The sequence below is a fragment of the Pseudoalteromonas sp. RW-H-Ap-1 genome (assembly GCF_048318575.1).
GTDB lineage: Bacteria > Pseudomonadota > Gammaproteobacteria > Enterobacterales > Alteromonadaceae > Pseudoalteromonas.
Genome location: NZ_CP166996.1, coordinates 3,015,649 through 3,028,184, shown reverse-complemented (window position 1 = coordinate 3,028,184; position 12,536 = coordinate 3,015,649). Strand labels below are relative to the sequence as shown.

Sequence of the window (12,536 nt, the reverse complement as noted above, 5' to 3'; positions counted from 1 at the left end):
GGAAAAGCTGATAATAAAATTCGTATGAATAACAATGTTATTTGTACAGAGTTTTCAAAAGTAAAAAAGAATGATAGCAGTATCATTCAGTGCCAATTTAATCTTCGGATTAATTGGTATCTACTTTAGTATTCAATATTAACTTCTGGCGAAGTTAAACTGTAACGAAACAAAGACCCGTTTGGGTTGTATGGTTAAGTGACTAAGCGTACACGGTGGATGCCTTGGCAGTTGGAGGCGATGAAGGACGTATTAACTTGCGATAAGCCTAGTCAAGCTAGTAAAAAGCACTTGAGACTAGGATTTCCGAATGGGGAAACCCACCTGCTTGCAGGTATCGTTAACTGAATACATAGGTTAACGAGGCGAACGCGGAGAACTGAAACATCTAAGTACCCGTAGGAAAAGAAATCAACCGAGATTCCGATAGTAGCGGCGAGCGAAATCGGAACAGCCCTTAAGCTTATTATGTGTTAATGGAAGGCTCTGGAAAGTGCCACGATACAGGGTGATAGTCCCGTACATGAAAACGCATTTTAAGTGAAATCGAGTAGGTCGGAGCACGTGAAACTTTGACTGAATATAGGTGGACCATCATCTAAGGCTAAATACTCCCAACTGACCGATAGTGAACCAGTACCGTGAGGGAAAGGCGAAAAGAACCCCTGTGAGGGGAGTGAAATAGAACCTGAAACCGTGTACGTACAAGCAGTAGGAGCCCCTCGAGGGTGACTGCGTACCTTTTGTATAATGGGTCAGCGACTTATATTTTGTAGCGAGGTTAACCGATTAGGGTAGCCGTAGGGAAACCGAGTCTTAACTGGGCGAATAGTTGCAAGGTATAGACCCGAAACCCGGTGATCTAGCCATGGGCAGGTTGAAGGTTGAGTAACATCAACTGGAGGACCGAACCCACTAACGTTGAAAAGTTAGGGGATGACCTGTGGTTAGGAGTGAAAGGCTAATCAAACCGGGAGATAGCTGGTTCTCCCCGAAATCTATTTAGGTAGAGCCTCGGACGAATACTTACGGGGGTAGAGCACTGTTAAGGCTAGGGGGTCATCCCGACTTACCAACCCTTTGCAAACTCCGAATACCGTAAAGTAATATCCGGGAGACACACGGCGGGTGCTAACGTCCGTCGTGAAGAGGGAAACAACCCAGACCGCCAGCTAAGGTCCCAAAGTCATAGTTAAGTGGGAAACGATGTGGAAAGGCCCAGACAGCCAGGAGGTTGGCTTAGAAGCAGCCATCCTTTAAAGAAAGCGTAATAGCTCACTGGTCGAGTCGGTCTGCGCGGAAGATGTAACGGGGCTAAACTATGCACCGAAGCTGCGGATTCAGAATTTATTCTGAGTGGTAGGGGAGCGTTCTGTAAGCGGTTGAAGGTGTACCGGGAGGTATGCTGGACGTATCAGAAGTGCGAATGCTGACATGAGTAACGATAATGCGGGTGAAAAACCCGCACGCCGGAAGACCAAGGGTTCCTATCCCATGTTAATCAGGGTAGGGTAAGTCGACCCCTAAGGCGAGGCCGAAAGGCGTAGTCGATGGGAAACGGATTAATATTTCCGTACTTGGTATAATTGCGATGGGGGGACGGAGCAGGCTAAGCAAGCATGGCGATGGTAGTCCATGTGAAAGTGTGTAGGCTAGCGACTTAGGTAAATCCGGGTTGCTGTTAGGCTGAGACACGAGACGAGTCACCACGGTGATGAAGTTGCTGATGCCATACTTCCAGGAAAAGCCTCTAAGCTTCAGATTATACCGAATCGTACCCCAAACCGACACAGGTGGTCAGGTAGAGAATACTAAGGCGCTTGAGAGAACTCGGGTGAAGGAACTAGGCAAAATCGTACCGTAACTTCGGGAGAAGGTACGCTCCGATTGGTGATGAGACTTGCTCTCTAAGCTGATTGGAGCCGCAGTGACCAGGTGGCTGGGACTGTTTATTAAAAACACAGCACTGTGCAAAATCGCAAGATGACGTATACGGTGTGACACCTGCCCGGTGCCGGAAGGTTAATTGATGGGGTTATCTTCGGAGAAGCTCTTGATCGAAGCCCCGGTAAACGGCGGCCGTAACTATAACGGTCCTAAGGTAGCGAAATTCCTTGTCGGGTAAGTTCCGACCTGCACGAATGGTGTAACCATGGCCACGCTGTCTCCACCCGAGACTCAGTGAAATTGAAATCGCAGTGAAGATGCTGTGTACCCGCGGCTAGACGGAAAGACCCCGTGAACCTTTACTACAGCTTGGCACTGAACATTGAACCTACATGTGTAGGATAGGTGGGAGACTTTGAAGCAGAGACGCTAGTTTTTGTGGAGTCGTCCTTGAAATACCACCCTTGTAGTTTTGATGTTCTAACGTTGGCCCCTGAATCGGGGTTACGGACAGTGCCTGGTGGGTAGTTTGACTGGGGCGGTCTCCTCCCAAAGAGTAACGGAGGAGCACGAAGGTTGGCTAAGTACGGTCGGACATCGTACGGTTAGTGTAATGGTAGAAGCCAGCTTAACTGCGAGACAGACACGTCGAGCAGGTACGAAAGTAGGTCATAGTGATCCGGTGGTTCTGAATGGAAGGGCCATCGCTCAACGGATAAAAGGTACTCCGGGGATAACAGGCTGATACCGCCCAAGAGTTCATATCGACGGCGGTGTTTGGCACCTCGATGTCGGCTCATCACATCCTGGGGCTGAAGTCGGTCCCAAGGGTATGGCTGTTCGCCATTTAAAGTGGTACGCGAGCTGGGTTTAGAACGTCGTGAGACAGTTCGGTCCCTATCTGCCGTGGGCGTTTGAGAATTGAGAGGGGTTGCTCCTAGTACGAGAGGACCGGAGTGAACGAACCGCTGGTGTTCGGGTTGTCATGCCAATGGCATTGCCCGGTAGCTACGTTCGGAACTGATAAGCGCTGAAAGCATCTAAGCGCGAAGCAGGCCTCGAGATGAGTTCTCACTAGACTTTTAAAGTCTCTGAAGGGCCGTTGAAGACTACAACGTTGATAGGCAAGATGTGGAAGTGGTGTGAGCCATTAAGCTAACTTGTACTAATTACCCGTGAGGCTTAACCATACAACGCCAAACGCGTTTTATGTGATAGTGAAACAAGCGAAGAAGTTAATAGACTAAAGTAGATACCTGAAAACTTTTATTATCAGAAATTCCAAATTTTAGTTAGTACGTAGTGATACGGACTGACACCAAATTTGCTTGGTGACAATAGCGTTTTGGACCCACCTGACCCCATGCCGAACTCAGTAGTGAAACGAAACAGCGCCGATGATAGTGTAGCATTTGTTATGTGAAAGTAGGTCATTACCAGGCTCCAAATAAGAGAAAGCCCGATTCGAAAGAGTCGGGCTTTTTTACGTCTGCAGGAAAGTGAAAATATCAGCCGTCAGCTATCAGTTGCACAGCGTTAACCTGACCATCGTAGCGTGGGTTGAATATCTCGAAACCCACGGATAAAAGAACACGACAGAGGATGAGAGTGTAGCATTTGTTATGTGGCTTTCCATCGCTGTGGACACTACGACATTCTGGGCATTGTCGCTCGACTCCAAATACAAGAAAGCCCGATTCGAAAGAGTTGGGCTTTTTTACGTCTGTAGGAGAGTGAAAACATAGGTGTAAGTTTATGGGCATGAAGTTACGGTATAAGGAAATAACTAGTTGGGAAAATTAAGATGTCGCTTTATGTGAATGTACAATCAAGCTTGTGCGTAATTTGATTTATTGCCTAACCAACGTTGAATGAGTGGATCTACATACTGAGGATATTGCTTCAACATCTGTTGCGCTATGGGTCTAACTTGATTTAAGGTTTGTTTATCTCTTGTTAAGTCTGCAATTTTAAATTCTGCTAAGCCGGTTTGTTTGGTGCCAAGAACTTCACCTGGGCCGCGTATTTCTAAGTCACGCTCTGCGATAACAAATCCGTCGTTACTATCGCGCAGTACTCCCAATCGTTTCTGTGCGGTATGTGAAAGCGGTGCATGATATAAAAGCACGCAGTGAGATGCCGTAGCTCCACGGCCTACGCGGCCACGTAGTTGGTGAAGCTGTGCTAAACCTAGGCGCTCAGGGTTTTCGATAATAATTAAACTCGCATTAGGCACATCAACCCCAACTTCGATCACGGTAGTTGCCACAAGTACATGAATGTTACCCGCTTTAAAGTCGCTCATAATGGCTTGCTTTTCAGTGGCTTTCATTCGCCCGTGGACTAAGCCAATATTAAGCTCAGGTAATGCTTCTTTTAATTGTAATGCACTGTCTTCAGCTGCTTGGCATTGTAGTACTTCAGACTCGTCTATCAGTGTACATACCCAGTAAACTTGCCGGCCTTGCTCGTTACAGGCAAGTTTTACGCGACTAATAATGTCATCTCGACGAGTATCTGGAATAGCAACTGTAGTGATAGGAGTTCGCCCAGGCGGTAATTCGTCAATCACCGAGGTTTCTAAGTCTGCATAGGCGGTCATTGCGAGCGTACGCGGTATTGGCGTTGCTGTCATTACTAGTTGATGTGGGTAACACTCAGCAAAGCGGCCTTTTTCACGCAGTGATAAACGTTGATGAACTCCAAAGCGGTGTTGTTCATCAATAATGATAAGTACAAGATTATTAAATTTTACTTCATCTTGAAATAACGCATGAGTGCCAATAATCATTTGCGCTTCACCAGAGGCGATCATTGCAAGTGTACTTACGCGCTCTTTACCTTTTGTTTTACCACCTAACCAAGCAACCGTTATTCCAAGGCTTTCAAACCAGCTAGAAAAGTTGATTCCGTGTTGCTCTGACAATATCTCAGTTGGCGCCATTAATGCAACTTGATAGCCTCGTGCTATTGCGGTTAAAGCGCTCAGGGCCGCAACTAATGTTTTACCCGAGCCAACATCGCCTTGAACTAATCGCATCATAGGGTACGCATTTTGTAAATCCGCTTTAATTTCTGATACCACACGACTTTGTGCGTTGGTTGGCGCAAAGGGTAATTGCGCCAAAAACTGTCCCTCTAATGAATTGGTAGGCTCAAGTGCAACGGCTTTAACTTGCTGCCCCTGTTCTCTTACTTTTAATAAACTGAGATTTTGAGCCAGTAATTCTTCAAATACGAGTCGCTGCTGTGCTGGGTGAGTCCCTTGTTCAAGCGCAATGATATCAACGTCATTAGGGGGGCGGTGTAGTAATAATAACGCATCGCTTAACCCAAGTTGTGATGGTTGCCATTGTTGGGGAAGTAGCTCTTCTACTGCATATTTTTGAAGTAATTCTATTGCCTGTTCACTCAAAGCCCTAATAGAGAGTTGCTTTAACCCCTCGGTTGTTGAATAGACTGGCGTAAGTGTTGATGATGTTGGTTGTTGTTCAAAAGTGTCGCTAATACTGTATTCAGGATGACTCATTTCAAAGCCAATACGTACGCGACGTATTTCGCCAAAGCAACGAATTATTTTGCCTGTGCTAAATGCATTTTTTTGTGCTGCGGTAAAATTAAAAAATCGTAGTGTTAACCTACCTGTACCATCATTTATTTGGCAAACCAGCATGCGCCGCTTTCCAAAGGTTATTTGACTGGTTTCAATGGTTGCTTGAACAGTTACGTGGCTATGAGGGGTCAACTCACTAATTGTATAAATACGGGTTCTGTCTTCATACCTAAGCGGCAAATGAAATAGCATGTCCTGTACTGTACTAATACCTAGCTTTAAAAGCCGTTCAGCCATTTTAGGACCAACGCCTTTAAGTTCTGTGATTGGGTATTGGCTTAAGCTAGGTTTAGACAATGTAGGCTCAATTATTATTAGTTAATAAGTTAAGTGTACTGATACACTGTATATGCATCAAGTATGTTTTAACGCCTGCCAAAACTGTTCATCAGCAACAATTTCGCCGTTTTCATCAAGCGCTGGGTAAGGTAGGTTTTTTTGTTTGCATTGCCTTGCAATAATTGGGTGGCAGCCTTCAAAGTACATTGGGTGCTTAATTTCTTCACTCAGCATATTTCTATTGTATAAACCAGCTAGATCACGTTGACGCTGCGCCTCAAATAAAATTAGGGCTGCTGCAACGGATACGTTTAACGATTGCACCATGCCTTGCATTGGAATAATAATGTTTTGATCTGCATACTCTAAGGCTTGTGGAGAAATCCCCGTTTTTTCTTGGCCGACAATAATTGCAGTCGGTTTGGTGTAATCAATTTCTCTAAAGTCGACAGCATCTTCACTTAAATGCGTCGCTAAAATTTGTACATCAGGATTATGAGTACGCATACTCGCAACGGCATCATCTATATTTCTGTGAAGATGTGTGTCTAACCAGTTTTTACTGCCACCTGAGGTATTATTGGTTAACCACTTTTGTTTTTCTGGCCACACGGCATGCACATGATGGCAACCAACGGCATCGGCCGTTCTAACAATAGCTGATAAGTTATGGTGTTTGTGTACGTCTTCTAAGCACACGGTAAGGTCGGTTTGACGACGTGAAAGTACACTTTCAATTCTTTGGTAACGAGTTTGCTGCATGGGAGTCCTCTTTTTCGGCAAATTATACGAGATTTTTCACCTTAAGGCACCACTGTTCGACTAATCGGGTTTTGTAATGAGATCAGGGTTTCGGTTGATTGAATGGCTTCTATTGCCTGTATTTTATTGATTAATACATCTTGTAAATGATCGATAGAGCGAGTCATTACTTTAATAAAAATACTGTAATTACCAGTGGTGTAATATGCTTCGACCACTTCCTCTAATGATTCTAATTTTATAAGTGTTTGCGGATAATCGCGCGCGTTGTTCAAATTAATACCAATAAAACAACACACATCGTAACCTAATTGCTTTGTATTAATGGTTAGTTGAGTACCTGTGATGATCCCTGCATGTTTCATTTTTTCGATTCGCACATGAATTGTTCCTGCGCTTACACTAAAGCGTTTTGCTAATTCAGCATAAGGTGTACGCGCATTATCCATTAATGCATGCAGAATCTGTTTATCAAGATTATCGATTTGATAATTTTCCATAGATTTAACCGTCTTTAATTATGGTATTAATTATTTTTATACCATTTTTTTAATGGTTTTAATATCGTAAAGCTATTTTTATTATGGGATATTGAATTAAATGGTTTAATTGTTACGATAACCTCATTGAAGCGTAATTGTGCGCTAAGTAGTAAATACAATAACTGGGAATGAGGCCAATTATTATGAGTTCACATTATGTGCAGCAGCAGCAGCAAATAAGTAAAGTTAAGCAGTTCTTTTCGCAGCAATTAGAACAAAAGCTGGGCTTAATTGAAGTTCAAGCGCCTATTTTAGCTAAAGTAGGCGACGGTACACAGGATAACTTAAGTGGGCACGAGAACGCCGTGGCTGTAAATATTAAAGCAATTGCAGATAGCCGTTACGAAGTGGTGCATTCTCTTGCTAAGTGGAAGCGTAAAACCTTGGGTGAATATGGCTTTTTACAAGGTGAGGGGATTTATACGCAAATGAAAGCGTTGCGACCTGATGAAGATTCATTAAGCCCAATCCATTCTGTTTATGTTGATCAATGGGATTGGGAGCAAGTTATTTGTGAAAGTACGCAGCGTTCTTTATCTACCCTTAAACAAACGGTTGAAACAATTTACCAAGGTATTAAAGCCACTGAGCAATATGTTAGTGACAGCTTTGGCTTAAGCGCATTTTTACCAACTCAAATTACTTTTGTACACAGTGAAGAACTACGTAAAATGTACCCTGATTTTAGCGCTAAGCAACGTGAGAAAGCGATTGCTCAAGAATATGGTGCTGTGTTTTTAATTGGTATTGGCGGAGCATTAAGTGATGGTAAAATTCATGATGTGAGAGCGCCAGATTACGACGATTGGTCAACACCAACATGTGATCAGTATATGGGATTAAATGGCGATATTTTAGTATGGAATCCAATTCTTGAAGATGCTTTCGAAATATCATCTATGGGAATTCGAGTGAGTCCTGAAGTTTTGCAAGCTCAATTGGGAATTACCGGTGACGAAGACCGTTTAGAGTTTGATTGGCATAAAGCATTGTTAGAAAGTAAATTTCCTCAAACAATTGGTGGTGGTATTGGTCAGTCTCGCTTGGCTATGCTGTTATTACAAAAACAACACATAGGGCAAGTGCAGGTAGGTGTGTGGCCAGCACAAACCTATGACAGTGTAGACGGCTTACTATAAAGAATAAGGGGCTGTTACTAACAGCTCCTTATAATTAAGTTTTAAATTCAATTTCTATTTTATTGTTTTCTAACTTAACATTACTTGGTGGAAAGTTACGAGTTGTTTTAAGTAACTTGTTGAATATATGGATTTCCACTCCAGAATGTAAAACGGTATTTACGGTTAAAATGGCTTCATCGAGCATGGTATTTAGTTTTTGCTCTAAACTCGCTATCTGCTTTTCTAGTTGTTCAGCTTGTTGACTATGATGTATCTGAGTTGATCCAATTTTATTCATGAGCTCGCTTTTTTTATCAGCATCTTTAATTAAATCTGCTTTTTCTAATGCAGCTTGTAAGCTATCAACCTGTTCATTTGCAGCTGTTAATTCACTAAAATATTTATCAATATCTTTGGTCATTTGAGTAGCTGAAGCGGCTAAATTAATTGCCATTTTAGCCCCTGATTCGTTACCAATTTCTCCGGCAATTAGTTTGGTGGCATCTAAAATTTCACCTCCAAATAACTTTCCTTTAGGTAGTTCTGATTGACCAATTTGAATTATATTTTTTGCTTTCATTGAGCTGTGGCTGGCTTGGCGGTCAAGCAATATGCTGTTAGCTTCAATGTAGCAATATTGAGAGTGTGAGGCATGCACATCACCTGCACAAATTATTCTGCAAGACAGTGATTTATCTTCAGGCTTTTGATGGCCAATCACCCCTTGTTTTACAACTATATCGCCACCGGCGGTTAACTCTCCAGATTCTACTGTACCAAAAACGGTAATGTCGCCTGTTGTATTTATCCTCATTCCTGGCTCTACATTTTTACTAACTATTACACTACCTTCAAAGTCGATATGGCCTGTTTTTACAGACACATCGTTAACAGTGAAAATATCGTCAACACGCATTCCGTTATTTATTTCAACAGGCACGCCGGCAATAGTTGAGAGTAATTCCATCGGGTTATTTTTTGATATTTCAGTACCCTCACCTGCAATTAGGGCATGAACTTGCCCTGGTTTGGCTGGTAAAACATCACCTATCACGGTAAACCCTTCTTGACCAGGAGTCGCAGGTTGCTGCTGGATTAGTAATTCACCCGGTTTAACACTTGCCAATTTACCAAAATCACGCATATCAACACTACCATCTTCTTTTAATTTGGGTGCTTTAAGGCGGTCTTTTAAGGTTTTAACCATGGCTTTAAATTTACTATCTTGGCCGTCAGTAGGTAAACGTCCTTTAGCAAGTGGCCCGCTAACTACAGAGCCAGGTGGAAGCTCAAATTGCTTTTGTAAAAGCTGCTCTAAAAATGCTTGTTTATAACCTCTAGCAACATGCGCTTTCACTAATTCTTTTTTAGCTTCATCAAAACTGAGTGTTGCGCCACCTTTGGCGAGAGTCAGCGTGCCGGTGGCTAGCATTTTATCATCACTGATCTCAACGCTTAAGGTTGCATCGTGGCGTGTTGCAACAACTAAGATTCGTTCAGGTGTTTCACTGTTGAAATAGTTATTTATGGCGTCATGATCGATTTCACACTCGCTGTAAGGCGATTGTTCAATTGCATCAATGATAAAAGCAGCACTGGTGGGTGCAGATTTACTCGTATCGAGTAATACATTGCCATTATGAGCAAGCTTAAACACAAGTTATCCTTTTCTACTACAAAAGTAAGGTTTAATAAAATAACGTGATTACAGAGTGCTAGAAATTTAGTTTTGAGTCAAGAAAACATCAAAGTGTAGTTACAGGATGGAATAAAAGCTATGAGCGCCGCTCATAGCTTGTAGAAATTAGTTTGTTGAAGGTAGTTCCATAATGCCGTCAATTTCTACTTGAACGCCTTTAGGAAGTGCACGAACGCCAATAGCAGCACGCGCAGGATAAGGTTGTTTAAAATATTGGCTCATGACTTCGTTCACAATAGCAAAGTTTGAAAGATCAGTAAGATAAATATTCACTTTTACTAAGTCTTGAATAGAACCGCCTGCTTCTTCACATACTGCGCTAATATTTTTAAATACTTGGTGTGTTTGCTCGCTAAAGTCTTCAGAAATAACGTCCATTGTTTCTGGGACAAGTGGAATTTGCCCTGATAAATATACAGCTGTACCCACTTTTACTGCTTGGCTATATGTGCCAATTGCTGCAGGAGCTTTATCCGTTGATATAAATGCTTTATTCATGATGTTCCTATTTTATTTTTTACGATAGACTTTTTGTACATCGGGCATAACACGTATACGGCGCATAATATTGGCGACATGAATACGGTTTTTAACTGTGATCCCTAAGTCTATCACGTATAAATTACTTTCTTTTTCATCGGTAGCTATTTCTACGATATTGGCCTGTGTAGTGGCGACCACATTAGTTAATTTAGCCAACGCACCTTGGTGGTTAATGATTTCTACTCTTAAAGCCGCAATGTATTCTTTTTCTGGATTATCATCCCATTTTACGACTAGGTATTTTGAACGATCATTTTCCCAGCCACGAATGTTCTTACACTCTTGGCGGTGAACTGTTAAACCTTTACCTTGGCTAACATGGGCAGTAATAGCGTCTCCAGGCACTGGACGACAACACTTAGAATAATTAACCAACATGCCTTCGGTACCAATAATGGTTGCTTTGGCACGCTTAGCAATGTCGTTTAAATCATCATTGTCATTTTGTAATAAGCGCTTAGCAATTAACATGCTCATTAAATTACCTGAACCAATTTCGACTAATAATTCTAAAGTAGAGGAAAGCTCATGCTCTTCGAGCACTCGTGTAATATTTTCAGCTGGGAGATTATCAAATTTGTTTTCACCCAGCGCTGAGTCAAGTAAGCGACGGCCGAGTAATAATGCCTCCTCATGCTGTTGACTCTTAAGGTAGTTGCGTACGCCTAATCGCGCTTTGCCAGTAACAATAAAGTTAAGCCATGTTGCGTTAGGGTGAGCGCCTGAACTGGTAATAATTTCTATTGTTTGCCCTGTATCAATGGCTTTACTTAAAGGGTAAGGCTTACGGTTAACACGCGCACCGACACAGGTATTACCTACATCAGTATGAACGGCATAAGCAAAATCGACCGCTGTTGCACCCATAGGAAGTTCAATAATCCGACCATCTGGGGTAAAGACATAAATTTCTTCTGGGAATAGCTCTGTTTTTACATTCTCTACAAATTCAAACGAGGAACCTGCGCTTTGTTGTAATTCCAATAAGCTTTGCATCCACTGGCGTGCGCGCTGTTGTGCAGTGTGGCCCGCATTGTCACCTGATTTTTTATACATCCAGTGAGCCGCAACCCCTTTATCAGCCATATGATCCATATCCAAAGTACGGATTTGAATTTCTACTGGAATACCATGCGGGCCAACTAAAGAAGTATGTAATGATTGGTAACCATTAGTTTTTGGTACAGCAATATAGTCTTTAAAGCGGGTTTCAATTGGCTTATATAAGTTATGAGCTACACCAAGTACGCGATAACAGGTATCCATAGAGTCTACTGCAATACGAAATGCGTAAATATCCATGACTTCGTTAAACAGCAGCTCTTTGTTGAGCATTTTTTTATAAATACTGTATAGATGCTTTTCACGGCCTGATACGGTCGCTTTTATGCCAGATTCTTCAAGGCGAGCTTCAATTTCAGTTTGAATATTTGAAATAACTTCTTTGCGATTACCACGCGCTTTAGCCACTTCCGATTTAAGTGCACGATGACGCATAGGGTACAGTGCTTGAAAACCTAAATCTTCTAGCTCATTTTTTATATCATGAATACCTAAGCGATTAGCAATTGGTGCATAAATCTCAAGGGTTTCACGAGCAATACGGCGGCGTTTATCAGGACGAAGTGCGCCTAATGTGCGCATGTTGTGTGTTCTATCAGCTAGCTTGATTAAAATAACCCGAATATCTTGGGTCATTGCCATAATCATTTTTCGATAGTTTTCAGCTTGGAACTCTTTTTTATCTTTGAAGCTCAATTTATCAAGCTTGCTCACACCCTCTACGAGTTCTGCCACCGTTTCACCAAATATTTCAGCTAAATCTTGTTGGCTAAAATCGGTATCTTCAATCACATCATGCATGAGTGCTGCCATGAGCGTTTCATGGTCAAGATGCATGCTTGCTAATATTTGAGTGACTTCAACGGGATGAGTAATGTAAGGCTCGCCACTTGAACGAGTTTGACCCTCATGAGCCTCTCGGGCTACCACGTAGGCTTTTTGAACTAGCTCAACATCGTCTGCTGGCAAGTATTTTGAGATTTTCTTTTTAAGACCTTCAAAAAGATACATTCACACTCCAATGTTCT

Annotated in this window: 7 protein-coding genes and 2 rRNA genes; 3 read left to right on the top strand and 6 right to left on the bottom strand. The window is 42.3% G+C overall.

From position 1 onward, the window contains the following. The first annotated feature begins 192 nt into the window (after positions 1 to 192). Positions 193 to 3,077: ribosomal RNA gene (locus tag AB8618_RS14390) — 23S ribosomal RNA — on the top strand. A 137-nt stretch (positions 3,078 to 3,214) separates the two neighbouring features. Further along, positions 3,215 to 3,329 (top strand): 5S ribosomal RNA (gene rrf, locus AB8618_RS14385). A gap of 386 nt (positions 3,330 to 3,715) precedes the next feature. On the opposite strand, the gene recG is transcribed toward rrf, so the two are convergent. Genes recG through asnC form a run of 3 tightly spaced genes read right to left on the bottom strand, consistent with a single transcriptional unit; the run spans position 3,716 to position 7,041 of the window. Beyond that, positions 3,716 to 5,797 (bottom strand): ATP-dependent DNA helicase RecG, encoded by a 2,082-nt coding sequence (recG, locus tag AB8618_RS14380; protein WP_413400889.1) that lies wholly within the window; start codon positions 5,795 to 5,797, stop codon positions 3,716 to 3,718. Between the two features lie 57 nt (positions 5,798 to 5,854). Further along, complete coding sequence (gene trmH / locus AB8618_RS14375) at positions 5,855 to 6,541, bottom strand: tRNA (guanosine(18)-2'-O)-methyltransferase TrmH (protein ID WP_054202951.1); 687 nt, start codon at positions 6,539 to 6,541, stop codon at positions 5,855 to 5,857. 41 nt (positions 6,542 to 6,582) lie between these two features. Next, positions 6,583 to 7,041, bottom strand: a complete 459-nt coding sequence (gene asnC / locus AB8618_RS14370; protein ID WP_008108204.1) for a transcriptional regulator AsnC — start codon at positions 7,039 to 7,041, stop codon at positions 6,583 to 6,585. Positions 7,042 to 7,226: 185 nt separating this feature from the next. Here asnC and asnA point away from each other — a divergent pair, with 185 nt between their 5' ends. Beyond that, positions 7,227 to 8,222, top strand: a complete 996-nt coding sequence (gene asnA, locus AB8618_RS14365; RefSeq protein ID WP_413400888.1) for an aspartate--ammonia ligase — start codon at positions 7,227 to 7,229, stop codon at positions 8,220 to 8,222. Positions 8,223 to 8,256: 34 nt separating this feature from the next. On the opposite strand, the gene AB8618_RS14360 is transcribed toward asnA, so the two are convergent. The 3 genes from AB8618_RS14360 to spoT form a co-directional block, all read right to left on the bottom strand. Continuing rightward, entirely contained in the window at positions 8,257 to 9,861 is a 1,605-nt protein-coding gene (locus AB8618_RS14360; protein WP_409424059.1) for a DUF342 domain-containing protein, read from the bottom strand. Positions 9,862 to 10,008: 147 nt separating this feature from the next. Next, entirely contained in the window at positions 10,009 to 10,401 is a 393-nt protein-coding gene (locus tag AB8618_RS14355) for a RidA family protein (RefSeq protein WP_010392969.1), read from the bottom strand. A 12-nt stretch (positions 10,402 to 10,413) separates the two neighbouring features. Then, the gene (spoT, locus tag AB8618_RS14350; RefSeq protein ID WP_010392967.1) at positions 10,414 to 12,519 is read right to left on the bottom strand and encodes a bifunctional GTP diphosphokinase/guanosine-3',5'-bis pyrophosphate 3'-pyrophosphohydrolase; all 2,106 of its coding nucleotides are present in this window, start codon (positions 12,517 to 12,519) and stop codon (positions 10,414 to 10,416) included. Positions 12,520 to 12,536 lie beyond the last annotated feature (17 nt).